The sequence below is a fragment of the Micromonospora arborensis genome, assembly GCF_003205615.1.
GTDB lineage: Bacteria > Actinomycetota > Actinomycetes > Mycobacteriales > Micromonosporaceae > Micromonospora > Micromonospora arborensis.
In genome coordinates, this window is sequence record NZ_PYBV01000027.1 from 79762 (window position 1) to 96496 (window position 16735).

Genomic DNA, 16735 nt, shown 5'->3' on the forward strand with positions numbered 1-16735 from the left:
GTGGGATGCGCGATGTGGACGCACAGGTCGTGGCAGGGTCACCTGCTGCCGGCCGCGGAGCGCCTGCGGCACTACGCCAGTTGGTGCGACGCCGTGGAGGGGAACACGACGTTCTACGCGACCCCGGCCCGGGACACCGTGGCGTCGTGGGCCGCCCAGACGGACCCCGATTTCCGGTTTGTCGTCAAACTTCCCAAGGTCATCACGCACGAGCGTCGGCTCACCAACGTCAGCGAGCCAATGCGCGCCTTCCTGGACGCGATCGAGCCGCTCGGCCCACGCGCACACGCCCTCTGGATCCAACTACCCGGCTCGTTCGGCCCCGCCGACATCCCGGCCCTGAGCCGGTTCCTGAATCAACTCCCGCAGTCCCACCGGTACGCGGTGGAGGTCCGCCACCAGGCGTTCTTCACCGATTCCAGTGCGGCCCGGCTGCTTGAGGCGACCCTCGCCGACGCGTCGGCCGAGTGGATCCCCTTCGACACCACCGCCTTCTTCGCCAGCCCACCGACCAGCGACGCGGAGCGGGACGCCTGGACCAAGAAGCCGCGCGTGCCGCTCCGGTCACGCGCGCTGACCGACCGGCCGATCGTGCGCTACCTCGGCCGCGACGACTCGGCGCGCACCACCGAGGGGTGGCAGCGCTGGATCGACAGCATCGTGGCCTGGCTACGCGAGGGACGCTCGCCGACGATGTTCATCCACACCCCGGACAACGCCGAGGCGCCCGTGCTCGCCCGCCGGTTCCACGACGAGGTACGGGCACGCGTACCCGAGCTCGACGCGCTGCCCGAACCGATACCGGTCGAGCCCCTGACGCTGTTCTGACCCGGGCGGTCAGCGCTGCTCGTCGTTGAGCAGGTCGTCGAGGTGGGCCGCCGTGCTGATCAGCGAGAGGTGGCTGAACGCCTGCGGGAAGTTGCCGATCTGCTCACCGGTCGGGGCGATCTCCTCGGAGTAGCGGCCAAGTGGGCTGCTGTAGGTCAGCATCTTCTCGAAGGTCAACCGCGCGTCGTCGATCCGGCCGGCCAGGGCGAGTGCCTGTACGTACCAGAAGGTGCACATGTTGAAGGTGCCCTCGGTGCCGGCGAGGCCGTCCGGCGAGGCGTTCGGGTCGTAGCGGTAGACCAGGCTGTCGCAGACCAGCTCGGCGTCCATCGCCCGTAGCGTCGACTCCCACATCGGGTCGGTCGGCGAGATGAAGCCGACGCCGGGCATCGCGAGCAGCGAGGCGTCCAGGATGTCGGATCGGTAGTGCTGCACGAAGGCGCGGCGCCCGGAGTGGAAACCCCGCTCCATGACCTGCTCGTAGATGGCGTTACGTTCGGTGGTCCAGCGGACGGTGTCGCCGGGGCGCCCGCGGCGCTGCGCGAGGCGGATCGCACGGTCGAGCGCCACCCAGGACATCATCCGCCCGTAGGTGAAGTCCTGCCGACCGGACCGGGTCTCCCAGATGCCGTCCTCGGGTTGGTTCCAGTGCTCGCAGAGCCAGTCCATCAACCGTGCCGTCTTCCGCCACCCCTCGTACGGCGCGATCAGCCCGTGCCGGTCGGCGAGTTCCAGCGAGTTGAGCGCCTCGCCGTAGATGTCGAGCTGCAGTTGGCCCGCCGCGCCGTTGCCGATTCGCACCGGGGCCGAGCCGCGGTATCCCTCCAGGTGGCCCAGTACCTCCTCGGGGAGGTCCGGTGAGCCGTCGATCCGGTACATGACCTGCAGGGGTACGTCGTCGTCCCGGGCGTCACGGATGCGCGCGTCGAGCCAGAGCAGATACTTCTCGGCCTCGCTGGTGAAGCCCAGGCGGAGAAGCGCGTGCACGGAGAAGGACGCGTCTCGGACCCAGGTGTAGCGGTAGTCCCAGTTCCGCTGCCCGCCGATCTGCTCCGGTAGCCCCGTGGTGGGTGCCGCGATCAGGGCCCCGGTCGGCGCGTACGTCATCAGCTTGAGCGTCATCGCCGACCGCTCGACCATCTCCCTCCAGCGGCCCCGGTACTGGGAACCGCCCACCCACCGCCGCCAGTTGTCGCGGGTCTGCGCGAGCAGCTCACATGCCTCCTCGGTGCTGAGCGCTCGGGGTGCGTGCGGGCAGGCCGTCTCCAGGACCACACCGCCGATGTCGCCGGCGTGCAGCGTGAATTGCGCGGACACGCCCTCCTCGTCGCGTCGGATGCTCCCCGCGTCCACCAACCGATCCGCGTTCTTCAGGGAGGTGAGGGTGAGGCTCAGAGTTCGGCTCCGGAAGACGTCACCCTCGGGGTGCACCTCCAGCTCGTACGGGTCGCGTCCGTAGTTGAACCGGGGCTGGCAGTCGAAGCGGAACCGCATGCTTCCGCGCATCATCCGGACCAGCCGGATCAGCCGATGCTGGTCGGTGGCACGCGCACCGGTGACGGGCATGAAGTCCAGCAGCTCCCCCACGCCGTCGGCGCTGTGGAAGCGGGTGATGAGGATCGGCGTTCCCGGCAGGTAGAGCTGCTTGCTGGCGTATTCGATGCCGTCGGGCGAGAGCTGGAAGTGGCCGCCCCTGCGGTGGTCCAGCAGCGCGGCGAAGACGCTCGGCGAGTCGAACCGGGGCGCGCAGAACCAGTCGACCGTGCCGTTCGCGCTGATCAGCGCCGCGGTTTGCAGATCACCGATCAGACCGTGCTCCTCCACCGCCGGGTAGGTCGCCTCCACGCTGTCTCCCGCCGTTCGTCGTAGCGACGACGGCGGGTACCCGGAAATCGCCGTGGTAGTCGGCTCGGCCGTGTTCCGGTTCGGGACGGGGCTCGCGCTGTCCGTCCGTCCCGTCCCGACGCCGTCGACTCAGATGGCGGAAGCTCGTCCAGTGCCCGGCGGGGTAGGTGAGGAGCGTGCCCGCACCCGTCTCCTGCCCGGAGCAGTCCGGGGTCCGGTAGAAGAAGACGTCCTGGAAGCCGCTCCATCCGACGTGGCTGTCGGCGGTCGGGGGCAGTGGCGTGCAGGCGCCGGTCGGTGCCGGGAAGTTCGCGACCGTGTGGTGAGGGCCGACTTCTTCGAACACACCCGCCATTGCGGAAGCCGACCTTCCACAATCGTCGATAACGTCGGCACCGAACACGCCGACGAGAGGACACCCGATGAGCCTGCGAGGATTTGCCACACTCAACATCTGGGCGGACGACGTGGCGGCAGCCACCGCCTGGTATGCGGACTTCCTCGGCGTCGAGGCGTACTTCATGCGCCCGGGGCCCGACGGACGCCCGGCCTACACCGAGTTCCGCATCGGCGACTACCAGGCTGAGCTGGGCATCATCGACCGCAAGTTCGCACCGCCCGGTGCCGCGACCGGGCCGGGCGGCGTGGTCATGCACTGGTACGTCGACGACCTCGACGCCACCGTCGAGCGACTGTTGGCGATGGGTGCCACGGAGTACCAGCCGATCACTCCGCACGGGGACGAGGGGTTCATCACCGCAGCGGTCGTCGACCCGTTCGGCAACGTGCTGGGTGTCATGAAGAACCCGCATTACCTCGAAGTCCTCGCATCGCTCAAGGCGACCTGAGGTGGAGGACGATCCCGGCAGAGACGAAGCGGGGGCACCCACCGTCGAACTCGACGGCGAGTGCCCCCGCGACCGGGGTACGGGTCAGCTCAGCGAGCTGCTACCCCCCGGCTGCACCACGCCGTTCACGGTGAGCTTGTACGGCGCGTACTGCGTCACCTGCTCGGTCGGGTCGTCGTACGCCACGATGGCCACGACCTTGGGGAACAAGTCCAGCACCGCCAGCTCCAGCTTGCCGATCGTCACATCGGACTTGCCGTTGGACTCGAACTGCAAGGCGATCGAGTGCTTTTCGTCGATGCCGACGAGCCGCAGGTTCCAGTTCTTGACCGCGGTCGGTCGGATCTCCGTGGGCGAGTCGAACGGGGCCAGGCTGCTGCCGTCGCTGAGCGTCTTGCCGCCGAGGGTGATGTCGTCGAGCAGCAGGCCGCCCTCGTTGACGCCACCGTCGCTGACGTAACGGAAGCCGAGCAGCACGTTCTTTCCGGCGTACGCCGACAGGTCGTACGAGCGGGCCTCGAAGCCGACGGTCGTACCGTTCAGCCCCGGGCCGAGCGGCCCCTCGACGGTGTGGTCACCGGGGATCGCCGTGTACGTGGCGCCACCGTCGGTCGACACGGTCACGTAGCCGTAGTCGAAGCCGAGCTCGGCACCGTACTTGGCGACGAACCGCAGCGTCGGGTCGGTGGTCGGCACCGTGACCGGGGTGACCGCGGCCGAGTCCAGGCTGTTGGCGTTGCCGGAGAAGAGGACGGCGTTGCCCGGCCGGTCCGGATCCTGCGTGGTGGTCGTCCATGCCAGCGGGAGAGCGGGCAGGGTCTTCGCACCCTCGAACTTCACCGAACGCAGGTCGCGGCCGCTGAGCAGCTTGCCCTTGGCCGCGCCGAGCTGCACGTAGTCGGCACCGTTGGGCGCGACGCCCGGCGTACCGTTCGCCGTCGTGCTGGCCAGATTGACGGTGGAGCGCAGGCTCGGCGTGGTCACCCGGCTCTTGGAGACACCGAGGGTGATCCCGAGCCGCGAGTCGCCGACGATCTTGTCCAGCAGCGTCATCGACTGGTAGTCGTGGATGACCTGGTAGACGTCGTGGACCTTGACGGTCTCCAGCTCGGCGTCGAGGCTCGCAATGCCCTGCCGCTCACCGTCGCGGTGCAGCCGCGACATGAAGTCGGCACCGTAACGGTCGTACAGGAACATCATGAACGAGTACGCGTTGCCGTAGTCGGCGAGCACCGCGTTCGGGTTCGGGCTCTCATCCCAGAGGGTGAGGGAGTTCTCCGGGCCACCGCAGTCGCGCGGGTTCGTGTTGTACGGCGTCTGCACCTCGCCGAACCCCTGGTAGCAGTAGAGGTGACTCTCCACCCCCCGGTCGAAGACCGTGGCCTTCGAGTCGCTGTAACCGGTCAGCGACATGGCGAAGTCGGACAGACCCTCGTTGATCCAGGTGGTCTCGAAGGGGTCCGTGTAGTAGTGCGCGAGGTGCTGCCACTCGTGCGCGAACGTGCCCTCGTAGCTGTTCGGCCGGGCGCCACGGCTGGTGCACAGGTCGTCGGTCGGCTCGTCCGGCGGGTTCGGCGTCATGCGGTGCAGCCAGTCGAACGCGTCGATGGTCATGACGTTACGGTCGAGCAGCTCGTTGAACTGCGCGGAGAAGAACCCGGCGATGTAGGTCGGGGCGGCCGGGAAGCTGTAGTAGTTGTCGTCCCGCACGTTGTCGACGAGCGTGACGGTCTTGTTGCCAGCGCCGGTGTAGACCCCACCGTTGCCGTCTTCGTCCGGCCCGATCTGGGCGTTGCTGCCGTCCCGGTCCGGCGGGGTGCTGAAGGCCTTGGTCTCCTTCGGGTACATGTTCGTGTCGAACTCGTCGACAAGGTGCTGCACCTGCGCGTCGGTGACCTGCGTCGAGGACGGCACCTGAGCGCGGCAGTCACCGGCCGGGAAGGACAGGTCGTTGGCGACCCAGACCTCGATGTGCTCACCCACGGCCCGCAACGTGTAGTCCTTGCGGTAGACCGAGCCTTCGATGTCGTCGAGGCCGAGCCACTGACGGACCGTGCCGACCGCCGGCGTCTCCGCCGCCTGCGCCTGCATCCGTGCGCCCGTCCGCGCCTGGTACCGCGGGGGCGTCTCGATCGGCCGACCGTCCAGCGTGAGGTCCTTCCGAGTGAGCTCACGCATGTCGCTCTGCGGCGCGGCCTTCGGCGCGGCGGCTTCGGCCGACGCCGGCGACGTCGCGGCGACGACGGTGAGAGCCGGTAGGACGAGAACAGCGGCGAGCGCCCCAGCCATGCGGGTGCGTGCCATGGAACCTCCTTCGGGTGGTTACCCGGTTCTCGCGGGTCCGGCCGGGGGTGCCCGGCCGCCCACGATGATCTTTAAACCGTCGTCACGCTAGTCCCGGAAGCCCTACGGCTGCGATGGAAAAATGTGGCGATAGATATCACGCGGCTCGAACGACGGTTCGTAACATTTAGATGCTCTCAGTCCAACCGCGCGGACGATCGGCCGAGCGACCTAGGTGGACACACCAGGGGTCAGAACCCCGCAAGGACGATCTTGCCCATGGTCGCGGACGTCTCGATCAACTCGTGGGCCTGGCGCAGATTCGCCGCGTTGATCGGGCCGAGCTGGTTGGTGAGGGTGGTGCGGAGGGTGCCGTCGTCGACCAGCCGGGCGGTCTCTTCGAGGATCTCGTGCTGGGTCGGGTCGGTCGGCAGGAACAGCGGCCGGGTGAACATGAACTCCCAGTGCCAGGTGATGCTCTTCGACTTCAGCGGCAACAGGTCGAGCCCCTCCGGATCGTCGATGGCGGTGATCTGGCCGTTCGGTCGCAGGACGCGCGCGAACTGTTCGACCTGGCCGTCCGAGAAGGCGGTGAACAGGTAGTCGACGCCGTCGGGGGCCACCTCCAGGACCGCGTCGGCGAGACCAGCATGGTGGTCGACGACGTGGTGGGCGCCGAGGTCGGTGACCCACTGGCGTGTCTCGGGGCGGGACGCGGTGCCGATGACGGTCAGGCTGGTCAACGCGCGGGCAAGCTGCACGATCATGGAGCCCACACCACCGGCGGCACCGACGACCAGGAGGGTGCCCGTGCTGTCCTTGGTGAGGGCGAACCGGTCGAAGAGCGTCTCCCAGGCGGTGATCGTGGTGAGCGGCAGCGCCGCCGCCTCCGCGTGGGTCAGGCTGGCCGGCTTGTGCCCGACGATGTGCTCGTCGACCAGGTGGAACTGGGCGTTGGTGCCCGGGCGGGCGATCGACCCGGCGTAGTACACCTCATCGCCAACGCGGAACCGGGTGACGCTCGGGCCGACGGCGCTCACGGTGCCGGCCGCGTCATAGCCGAGAACCTTCAGCTCACCTCCGGGGTCGACGCCGGCCCGCACCTTGACGTCGACGGGGTTGACGGACACGGCCTCGATGCGTACCAGCAGATCGTGCGGACCCGGCGCTGGGACACTGATCTCGGCGTCGACGAGGCTCTCGGGGTTGTCGATGGGCAGGTTCCTGCGGTAACCCACCACCTGCATGCTGTCGGTCATGCCCTGCACGCTATCCCTGCGACGACAGCCGATCGGAGGAACCACGCAGGTACCGGGCTTCAGGCTGGTGCGGCGGCGGGGGCGCCGCGCGGAAGTGGAGCACGATCACGACGGCCAGGATGACGATGGCGAGCGGATCGAACACCAGCGAGATGAGGTTCATGTCGGCCCGCATCCCGCTGTCGACGACGGTCAGGGCGAGAAACCGGTCGGGATCAGCCAACCCGTAGCTGCTCTCCAGGAGGCCCGGCCAGAACAGGGCCAGGGCCGGCGTTGCGGTGATCACGCCGACGATGGTGAGGATGACGCGCATCTTCATGCGACTCTCCAAAGTGGGCCGGCTCACTTTGTCGTCAGCCTAGCTGTCCAGCCGTCGGGGCCGGGCCTGGTCGACCCGGCCCCGGTGTGGTCGGTCAGCTGCGCAGACTCCACCGCTGGTTCGCGCCACCGTTGCACGACCAGAGGATGACCTTCGTGCCGTTGGCGGTGGCGGCGCCGTTGGCATCGAGGCAGAGCCCCGACTGGACGTTCGTGACGGTGCCGTTGGTGTTGACGTTCCACTGCTGGTTCGTGCCGCCGTGGCAGTCCCAGATGATGACCGCGGTGCCGTTGGCCGTGCCCGCCCCGGAGGCGTCCAGGCACTTGTTGCCGTACACGGTCAGTTGCTTGCCGGCGGTCTGGGTCCACCGCTGGTTGGCGCCGGTGGAGCAGTCCCAGAGTTGGGTCTGAGTGCCGTTGGTGGTCGACGAGTTGGGCACCTCGACGCAGCGGCCGGACTGGCCACCCACGAGTTGTCCGTTCCCCGTACCGCTGCCACCACCCTGCTGCTGCCGGACGATCGAGGTCGACTCGGCCGACCGGTTGCCCTGGGCGTCGACGACGTAGAGCCGGTACTCACCCTGGGTCGCCGGCACGGCGATGGAGGTGGCCGTGCCGCCCGCCCTGGTCATCGTCGCTCCGGCGGTGAAGGTGGTCGTGCCGGACGGGGCCAACCAGACCGACTTGGTGGCGTCGCCGGTGCTCCGGATCGGGATCGACGCCGTGGCACTGGTGACGAAGGTGCTGGCCGGCAGGACGTAGTTCGGTGCGGAGAAGTTGCTCGCCGGGATGATGTCCCGGTACGCGTCCTCAAGGCCGGAGTTCGCCGCGATGCTGTAGGCCGCCGCCGGCCAGACGTAGTCGGAGGAGACGAGGATGTCGGCGACCGTGCTGTTCGGCAGGTTCTTGTTCGAGACCTTGTTGATCGGGCCGTAGATCTGCGTGATGCTCAGGTCGTGTTTCCGCCCGAAGTCGTCAGAATTGATCATCCAGGTGACGTTTTTGTCGATGCTCAGGACGTTGTCGCGGAACGTGATGTACGCCGAGCCCTCGTCCGGGTGAAGACCGTACTTGTGGCCGGCGGGAACGCCCTGGAAGTAGTTGTTGGTGATCGTCGTCCCCGGCTGACTGCCCAGCGTGTAGATGGGAGCGGTGTCGCTGAGGCGCTGCACCGTGTCGATGATGTGGTTGTAACTGATGGTGTTGTTTCGCGCCGTCGTGGTGGGTCGGTTGGGCACGATCGAGCCCGACGATCCGTCGAAGTTCCACCAGCCCCAACCGAGCGTGATGCCTGACCACGGGGTCTTCTCGATCCGGTTGTGCTGGATGGTGAGGGTGTCGGCGAAGTACGCCGAGATGGGGCTGTGCCCGTCGAACAGGACCGCGCTGTCGTAGAGGTAGTTGTTCTTGATGTCGATGTTCTTCGGCAGTCCTTCGACCTGTGCGGAGTACTTCTCGCGGTTGGTCGACGTGCCGTCTCCGATATAGACGTGCTGAGGATGGCCCACGGTGATGGCCGAACCGGCGATGTCGTTGGTGACGTTGCCGATCAACTGCGTACCCTGCACGTCGTTGACCATGTTGATCCCGTCGGCGCCGGTGTGCTCGACCCGGTTGCGCTGCAGAAGGATCCCGTCGGCGTTCTGCACCTGGACAATGCCGGGGGTCACGTCGACATTCCGGTAGTAGTAGACGTGGAAGTTGCCTTTCGCGTACACGTTGGCGCTCAGATTGCCCTGCTGCGCCTGCTTGAAAGCCGAGCCGGCGACGTTGACCAGGTTCCAGTCGGAGTGCCGCACGGTCAGGCCGGAGAACGTGATGTTGCGCGCATGGCTGCTCGTCGAGGTGCCGGCGACCCGCAGCACGGTGGTCACGTTGTTCGGCGCATAGACCGTCGCCGTCGACATGTTCTCCGAGCTGGCCTTGTAGTAGTAGACCGTCCGGCTGGCCTTGTCGAAGTAGAACTCGCCGGGCGTGTCCAGGAACTCGTAGGCGTTCATGACCTTGTGGGTGCCGCCAACCTGGGCGTTGCCGTTGAACGCACCCTGGGCGATAGCCGCACCTGGTTGCTGGAACAGGGCAACCCGGTTCGCGCCGTCGGAACTCGTGGTCACCTGGCGGACACCCACGATGGCCGTGGTCCAGGTCGTCCCCGTCTCGATCTCGATATCGTCCTGGTTGCGGGCGACGGCGGGAAAGTCGGCCAGGCTGTACTTGGCGCCATCACACTGCGAGCCCGATTCCCAGGCCCACGCCGCCTGGCCGGCCGTGATGTTGTACGTCCCGTAGCAGCCCGCCGAGCTGATCGTCTTCGAAGCCAGGTACGCCCGTTTGTCGTTGACATAGAGCGCCCGCAGTTTGTTGGCGCGGTCGAGCGGCGCCTTCCAGATGTTGCCGCTGTGCTGGGTCCACCCGGTCACCTGGACACCAGCGTCGAGGACCGGCTTCTCGTTGGGGTAGGCGCCATAGCTGACCCGGAACCCGTTGGTGCCGGAGTCACCCGCACCGAATTCGACAGTGCTGCTGACCGGATAACTCCCACCGCGAAGGTAGACGTTGATGTCGCCGGTCATACTCGCGTTCACCGTGCGAACGACGTCTCTGGCGCGTTGCACAGTCCGAAATGGCGATTGGATCGTTCCCGGGTTGGCGTCGTTGCCGTCGGGGGCGACGTAGTAGGTCGCCTGGACTGCGGCGGAAGCCGGCAGCTGAATTGTCAGCACGGCCGGGAGCGCGGCGGAGACGAGCGCCGCGACCGCCAACAATGACGTTCGGGCGGTGGATCTGACTGATTTCACGAGCCGTTCCTCTCACTTGTCGTCGATGCAATGCTCAATGCGCTTATCGAGCGACGAGTACGGAACAGCGACGCCACTAAGGGCCGGCGGGGGACTTCTGTCGCCCGACCGCACTCTCTTGCCAATCGCTACGAAAGTCTGCCCCGAAGCGTAGGTTACACGTGTGATGAATGCAACGGTTGATTGGAGAGCGTCGATGCCGAAATCCCCCTGAAACCGGCAGACCACCCGGTCCGCCACCCTGGCCCGGTTAGCATCGTCCGATGAATGGACATGAGTACGAGCACTCATGCTGCCGCTACCGTCAGCCGGCATGCTCGACGCCGTGACCCATCCGCACCGGACCCGCCGACGCCTCAACTCCACTGCTCTGGCCTGCGCGGCGGTGGCGCTCTGCCTGGCATCAGCCGGATGCGCGGAGTACCGCGACGGCGACTCGATGGCACGGGACGCCGCCGCGACCGAAGCGAAGTCCCTCAACCAGAGCCTCGGCCATCGCAGTCGGGCACGGGACGCCGAGTACATCGCCGCGACCGAGATCCTCGAAGCGGCCAACGGCGGCACGTCCGACGTTCGACGTGAGCCGGTGGCCTGGTCCGGCCGCACCACCGGCGGCGAGCAGGCCACCATCGACGTCCGCTTCCTGGCGACGGTGGAAGAGAGCAGCGGGACCAGCTTCGGCGACCCCGGCAACTCCGCCGGCCAGGCCACCCGGTGCTACCGATACCGGCTGGAGCTCTATCGCTACACGTCATTCGAGGAGATCGACTGCCCGACCGTGGCGACCCCTCCGGTGCCGACCGCCGCGCCGATTCCCACGCTGCCCGACGACGCGCACGACCGTCTCACCGCCGCGCTGCGCACCGCCACGCCCGACACCCTTGCGGGCAGGGTGCGGGCCGCGTTTCCCGAGAAGCACGTCACCGTCGACACGACCATTCACGAGAACGCCCTCGTCGCCGCGGTGGGCGTTCCCGCCGAACGGGACTGCCTCCTCCTGGTCCGAACTCCAGGCGGAGCCATCGAAACACCGGGGTACGACCGGATCTGGCTGGAGCCGGGCGAGATGGGGTGCAGAACCGGGCTGTACGTCTCGCCACCGCGCTAGACGAATAGCGCCCCACGCCTGCACCAGTAACACGGGCAGGACCTGCGACAACCACGGCTACCAGAAGTAGCGGGCCCGGGTCTTCCGTCCGGTTCACAGCGCCGACGGAGGCGGTCCGATTTCTGGGGGCGTCCGCCGCCATCTGGCACACCCGCGGATGGCACTACCGTCTCGAACCGCACCGAAACCACGAATGAGACGACCGTAACGCTTGTGTTATCGTCGTTATCGTGGTAGATATGGCTGTCATTAGCGACCGGTCGGATTCGGCCGTGCAACGAATCATCGACGTCACCAAACATTCACGCTCCGTCGTGCGCAGTGTGCTCATCGAGGATGCCGAACCCCTCGTGCAGTCAATTCACGCCGGCCTGGAGTTCATCGAGGTCTATGGGGTGGAGACCAGCCCCCTCCCCGACGAGGTGGTTACCGCCTGCCAGCGGGCGGGAATTCCGGTTCGCCTGGTTGCGGTGTCGCTCATGAATGAGCTGTTCAAGACCGACAAGAAGCCCAAGGCGTTCGGGATAGCCCGGGTCCCAAGGCAGTGGAGCCTCGACGAGTTGGCCCGCACGACCGGCGACATCATCGTCCTGGACGGCGTGAAGATCGTCGGCAACATCGGTGCCATCGTGCGGACGTCCTTCGCGCTCGGCGCCGGCGGCATCATACTGGTGGACAGCGACCTGACCACCATTGCGGACCGGCGCCTGATCAGGGCCAGCCGAGGCTACGTCTTCTCGCTCCCAATCGTGCTCGCGTCGCGGGCCGAGGCGATCGCCCACTTCCGGCGCACCGGCATCCCGGTGATCGCCTTCGACGCCGAGGGCGATCTCGCGGTGAGCGACCTACGCGACGCCGACGAGCAGCTCGCCCTGCTGCTCGGTAGCGAGAAGACCGGCACGTCGAGTTCCTTCGAGAGCATCTCCCGCCATTCCGTGTCGATCCCTATCGACCCGGCTGCGGAATCACTGAATGTTTCCGTCTGCGCCGGGATCGCACTGTACGAGCGTTTCCACTGGAATCTCGCCGACCGGCGACGCTCGCCAAGCGCTCCGTCGGCCGAGCAGCACGCGCCGGCGCGTCGCACCGGCAGGCCTGCGGGGTCGGCGGGCACCGGAGGGTCGGCGGGCACCAGACGCCGGAGCCGCTGAACCGGGCCCGCCGCCCATGCCCGGCCCACCCGGCGGGGCCGGGGGTCTACCCGGAGCCGACCTCGGCGTCCGCCGCCAACGACGAGCGGGTCAGCACCGCCGTACCAGCATCGTCGAAGGTCCAGCGCGACGAGGCGAACGCGCCGCCGGCCCGCCAACTGCGCACGGACGTCGGCCGCACGGCCCAGACCGTCATCCCCATGCCGTGGGCGGCGACGAGATCGTAGGCGCCCCCGCTCAGCGCGCTGTACTTCGCCGTGAAGCACTCACCGAGCTCGACCAGCTCCTCCCGGTCGGTCACCTCGGTGGCGTGGCCTTCCAGAATGGCCACGTCGCTCGCGCTTTCCAGGTGCACCGACGCCCGGTCGTTGTGCCGGAGGTTGCGCACCTTGACGCTGGCACCCACCGAGGAGAAGGCCAGGGCACCCCGCCACCACACCCCCCAGACGGGTACGGCGTGCGGACGCAGGTCCGCCCGTACGGTGCATACCCAGTAGTTGGTGGCGGCGGCCAACTGCCGCTCGACCTCCGTCCACTCAGCTGAGGCCATCACACTGATCCTTCCTGCTCGTCCGGCCGGCCGACCCGGCCGGCCGCTGCTCGTAGCTCCGCGCGGCAGCGACGAATGCGTCGTTCTCGGCCGTGGTGCCGATGGTCACCCGCACCCCGGCTGCGCCGAAGGCCCGCACGGCGATTCCGCTGTCCCGGCAGTGGGCGGCGAACTGGGCGGAGTCGTCGCCGAACGGCAGCCACAGGAAGTTCCCCTGGCTCGGCGGCACCTGGTGGCCCGCATCGCCGAGCAGCCGACGTACGCGTTCTCGCTCGCGGACGATCGTCCGGCACCGTTCGGCAACCTCGTCCTCGGCGTCGAGCGAGGCGAGCGCGGCGGCCTGGGCCACGCTGCTCACCCCGAACGGGACCTGGACCTTACCGAGGGTCGCCGTGACCGTCTCGGGACCGATCAGGTAGCCCAGCCGGAGGCCGGCCAAGCCGTGCGCCTTGGAGAAGGTCCGCAGGACCGCCACGTTGTCCCGGCCCTGGCTCCACTGCTCCCGGGCCAACGCCACCCCGTCGGGAGCATTCCCGACGACGAACTCCCGGTACGCCTCGTCGAGGATCACCAGCACCGACGGCGGCACCGCAGCCAGGAACTCCCGCAGCGCGGCGGTCTCCGGTTGCGCTCCGGTCGGGTTGTTGGGGGTGCACAGGAAGACGATCCGAGTCATCGGCCCCACTGCGGCCAGCATCCCCGGCAGGTCGAGCGACCAATCCTCGGCCAACGGCACCGCCTGCGGGGTGGCCCCGACGATACGGGCGATGACCGGGTACGCCTCGAACGACACCCAGGGGAACAGCACCGCCTCGCCGGCCGTGCAGGTGGCCTGCACCATGTCATGACAGAGAGTCACCGAGCCGCAGCCGACGGCGACGTTGTGCGGGTCGACGTCCAGCCGGTCGGCCAGCCGGGCCACCAGGGCGGACGACGACGGGTCAGGATACCGACCGCTGCTCGTCGCCGCGTCGTTGATCGCTTTGAGGACGCTCTCGGGCAGTTCGGCGGGCACCTCGTTGCTGGCGAGGTTGATCTCGACGGGCGGCATCGTGCCGGGTGCGTACGACGGCAGGGCCGCCAGGTCGGCTCGGAAACGGACGGGCACGGAGAACCTCCACGTGAGCGTCAGGCCAACGGATCGTCGGCACCGTGGGGAAGCAGGCGCAGCGTTCGGGCGCCCTCGGGGAGACCAACTCGGGCACGGGCCACCAACTCGGTCAGGTCGTCGACCCCGACGTGCAGGTACCTACCGCTGATCGGATCGAGTTCCCCCCGGGCCACCCGGACGACGGCCTCGACAATCAGCTCGACGCTCACCCACTGGTTCCGCTCCAGGCACGCCGTCATCCGTTCGGACATATCGGTGCGGATCATGCCCGGCGAGATATCGAAGATCGACACCCCGTGTGCGCGGAGCGGCCCGGCGAGGGTGTCCGAGAGCGCGAGCAGGGCCGCCTTGGACGTGCCGTAGGCCGAGTACCGAATGTCCCGCTTCGTCGCCACGTTCGAGTTGATGTTGACGATCCGGCCCACGCCAGCACCGATCATCGCCGGCAGCACGAACCGGCAGAGGTTGAACGACCCGCGCAGATTCGTCTCCAGCACCTCCCACCACCGGTCCGCGTCGGCCTCCCACGGGGGGCTCTCGTCGTGGTCGGCGATGCCGGCGTTGTTGACCAGCAGGTCGACCGCGCCAAGCTTGCCCACCACCTCGTCGACGAACGCCCGCACCGCAGCGGATCGCCGGACATCGACCGGGTAGGTGAAAGTCTCCACGCCGAACCGGGCGCACTCCCGTGCGGTGTCGTCCAGCCCGGCGGGCCGCCGGCCGAGCAGCGCCACGTTCATGCCCGCCCCGGCCAGGCCGAGCGCCAGGTGTCGCCCGATCCCCCGGCCGGCTCCGCTGACCACCGCCAACCGTCCACTCACGTCCACGGCCACCGGGCCATCTCCCTCATGCCTGCCTCTCCCGCGGTCGAGCCCCCCACGATCAACCGTTCACCGCCTCGAGTACGCCGCGGTCGTGGGCCTCCTGGAGAATCGAGTGGCGTTCCCGCCAATGCGACCAGAAGGCTCCGGAGTAGCCCAGCCGGCAGAGACTGAGCAGGAACGGGTTGTCGGCGTAGTTGTTGTCGTGTTCGCTCATGCCCGCGACGGTGGGCAGCATGACCCGGTAGTGCTCCCGGGCCGGTATGTGGTCCCAGAGGAACTGCACCGACTGCCGCCACCGTCCGGCCGGATCGGACACCCGGGCGGGATCCTCCGGCAGGTCCGGCGAGAAGTAACAGACCAGGCGGAAGTTGCCGTCGTCGTCGAACATGAACTGCCGCTCGTACTCGACCGGGCCGGAGCACATGGCGAGTGGCCGGAGCACGATCGGCTCTCGGGCGGTGTTCGACTGCAGGCCAGGCACCGTCCGCACCCCCGCGCACTGCTCGGCCATCCGCACCCCGAGGGCGGTGTACGGGAAGAGCCGCAGCCCAAGACTGAACCCGGTGACGGTGGCGTTGAGCGACATGAAGTCGTCCACGCACCGCCGCATCGTCTCGCGGGTCTCGCCCGGCATGCCGAAGAGCGCCTCGACCATGGTCTGCATCCCGTAGCGGTGACTGAGTTCCACCAGCCGGACGGTGTCCTCGAAGGTGTAGAACTGCGAGCCACCGGCGGTGACCTTCCAGCCGTCGAGGAGATCCCGACGGACGTGGTCGGCGCCGACGTTCACTCCGGCGCAGCCGGCGCCGGCCAGCAGTTCGGCGAACTCCTCGTCGAACGGGGCCGGCTGGCAGTAGATCCACAGCCGCAGCTGGTGCAGCGGTCCGGAGTGGTCGGCGTCCTTCCGGCGGACGATCTCCCTGAGCAGCGCCTTGCTGTTGCCGATGGCGAGATTGAACTCGCTGTCGGTGGTGTGCAGGTCGTGCACGCCCTGGGCGACCAGGGACTCGATCTCGTCCACGACTGCCGCAATGCTGCGCCGGGCGAACTGGGTGCCCTTCGCGTCCGGCTCGACGCAGTGCGAGCAGCGGTAGACGCACCCACTCTTGGTCAGGATGCTGCCGATCCCGCTCCACCGGTAGTAGGCAAGGTTGTCCACCTTAGCCGGATCGCCGGATCGGCGGTGGTAGCTGTCGACGCGGTTGACCTGCCAGAGGCGGCCCTCGTTGTATCCGGCCGGCGCCATCGGGACTGTGCCGGCGACCGGCAACCGGGCCGAGGTCGACACGACCCGCCCGCCGCCTTCGTTGACGAGCAGGCCACCGACCGACCGCGGATCGCGTCCCTCGACCAGCGCGTCGGCGAGCTCGCAGATGATCACCTCGCCCGGCCCCTTGACCCCAAAGTCGACCCCGAAGTAGTCGACCAGGGCGAACGGCATGGTCGAGAAGCCCACTCCGCCCGCCACGAGCGGAGCGGTCGTCCGCTGCCGGATCGCCAGGATGATCTCCTTGTGCTCGTCGACGAAGGTCCGCTGCTCCAACGCGTACGTGGTGTCGGTGTTGCGGACCGTGACTCCGACGAGCAGCGGTTGCCGCACGGAGAAGTACTCGGCGACGACGACATCCCAATCGTCACGGCGGAAGGTCAGATCGACCACCTCGACGGTGTAGCCGGCGTGCTCCAGCGCGGTGGTGAGCACGTCCAGGGCGTACGGCGCGATCGGTGGATGCACCTTGTTCGGGTTGACCAGAGTTACCAATCCCCTACTCACAGGTGCACCATCCATCCCATCGGTTCGGTGATCGGTGT

At 67.9% G+C, this 16735-nt stretch carries 13 protein-coding genes; 4 read left to right on the forward strand and 9 right to left on the reverse strand.

Annotated features, from left to right (window positions below; all coding sequences use genetic code 11):
• The first annotated feature begins 12 nt into the window (after positions 1-12).
• The gene (locus tag C7C45_RS21120) at positions 13-828 is read left to right on the forward strand and encodes a DUF72 domain-containing protein (RefSeq protein ID WP_208641242.1); all 816 of its coding nucleotides are present in this window, start codon (positions 13-15) and stop codon (positions 826-828) included.
• Positions 829-837: 9 nt separating this feature from the next.
• Here the strand turns inward: C7C45_RS21120 and C7C45_RS21125 are convergent, their stop codons facing one another.
• Positions 838-2673: a glycoside hydrolase family 15 protein gene (locus tag C7C45_RS21125; protein WP_110565420.1), complete on the reverse strand. Its 1836-nt coding sequence runs from the start codon at positions 2671-2673 to the stop codon at positions 838-840.
• Positions 2674-3095: 422 nt separating this feature from the next.
• On the opposite strand from C7C45_RS21125, the gene C7C45_RS21130 reads away from it, so the two are divergent.
• Entirely contained in the window at positions 3096-3521 is a 426-nt protein-coding gene (locus tag C7C45_RS21130) for a VOC family protein (RefSeq protein ID WP_110565421.1), read from the forward strand.
• An 84-nt stretch (positions 3522-3605) separates the two neighbouring features.
• On the opposite strand, the gene C7C45_RS21135 is transcribed toward C7C45_RS21130, so the two are convergent.
• The 4 genes from C7C45_RS21135 to C7C45_RS21150 form a co-directional block, all read right to left on the reverse strand.
• Positions 3606-5825 (reverse strand): M6 family metallopeptidase, encoded by a 2220-nt coding sequence (locus C7C45_RS21135; RefSeq protein ID WP_110565422.1) that lies wholly within the window; start codon positions 5823-5825, stop codon positions 3606-3608.
• 230 nt (positions 5826-6055) lie between these two features.
• Positions 6056-7063, reverse strand: a complete 1008-nt coding sequence (locus C7C45_RS21140) for a zinc-binding alcohol dehydrogenase family protein (RefSeq protein ID WP_110565525.1) — start codon at positions 7061-7063, stop codon at positions 6056-6058.
• Positions 7064-7073: 10 nt separating this feature from the next.
• A complete protein-coding gene (locus tag C7C45_RS21145) occupies positions 7074-7376 on the reverse strand; it encodes a hypothetical protein (RefSeq protein ID WP_146247361.1) in 303 nt (100 codons plus the stop codon).
• A gap of 100 nt (positions 7377-7476) precedes the next feature.
• Complete coding sequence (locus C7C45_RS21150) at positions 7477-9966, reverse strand: RICIN domain-containing protein (protein ID WP_425271153.1); 2490 nt, start codon at positions 9964-9966, stop codon at positions 7477-7479.
• A gap of 526 nt (positions 9967-10492) precedes the next feature.
• On the opposite strand from C7C45_RS21150, the gene C7C45_RS21155 reads away from it, so the two are divergent.
• Positions 10493-11287: a hypothetical protein gene (locus C7C45_RS21155; RefSeq protein WP_244200480.1), complete on the forward strand. Its 795-nt coding sequence runs from the start codon at positions 10493-10495 to the stop codon at positions 11285-11287.
• A gap of 239 nt (positions 11288-11526) precedes the next feature.
• Positions 11527-12438 (forward strand): NshR/TsnR family 23S rRNA methyltransferase, encoded by a 912-nt coding sequence (gene nshR, locus C7C45_RS21160; protein ID WP_244200481.1) that lies wholly within the window; start codon positions 11527-11529, stop codon positions 12436-12438.
• Positions 12439-12484: 46 nt separating this feature from the next.
• Here nshR and C7C45_RS21165 read toward each other — a convergent pair whose 3' ends face one another.
• Genes C7C45_RS21165 through tsrT form a run of 4 tightly spaced genes read right to left on the reverse strand, consistent with a single transcriptional unit; the run spans position 12485 to position 16697 of the window.
• A complete protein-coding gene (locus tag C7C45_RS21165; protein WP_110565426.1) occupies positions 12485-12988 on the reverse strand; it encodes a pyridoxamine 5'-phosphate oxidase family protein in 504 nt (167 codons plus the stop codon).
• A complete protein-coding gene (locus C7C45_RS21170; RefSeq protein ID WP_110565427.1) occupies positions 12975-14096 on the reverse strand; it encodes a histidinol-phosphate transaminase in 1122 nt (373 codons plus the stop codon). Before C7C45_RS21170 ends, C7C45_RS21165 begins: the two co-directional genes overlap by 14 nt.
• Before the next feature lie 20 nt (positions 14097-14116).
• On the reverse strand, positions 14117-14932 hold the full coding sequence (locus tag C7C45_RS21175) for an SDR family NAD(P)-dependent oxidoreductase (RefSeq protein ID WP_110565428.1): 816 nt from the start codon (positions 14930-14932) through the stop codon (positions 14117-14119).
• A gap of 49 nt (positions 14933-14981) precedes the next feature.
• Entirely contained in the window at positions 14982-16697 is a 1716-nt protein-coding gene (tsrT, locus tag C7C45_RS21180) for a tryptophan 2-C-methyltransferase (RefSeq protein WP_110565429.1), read from the reverse strand.
• Between the last annotated feature and the right edge of the window lie 38 nt (positions 16698-16735).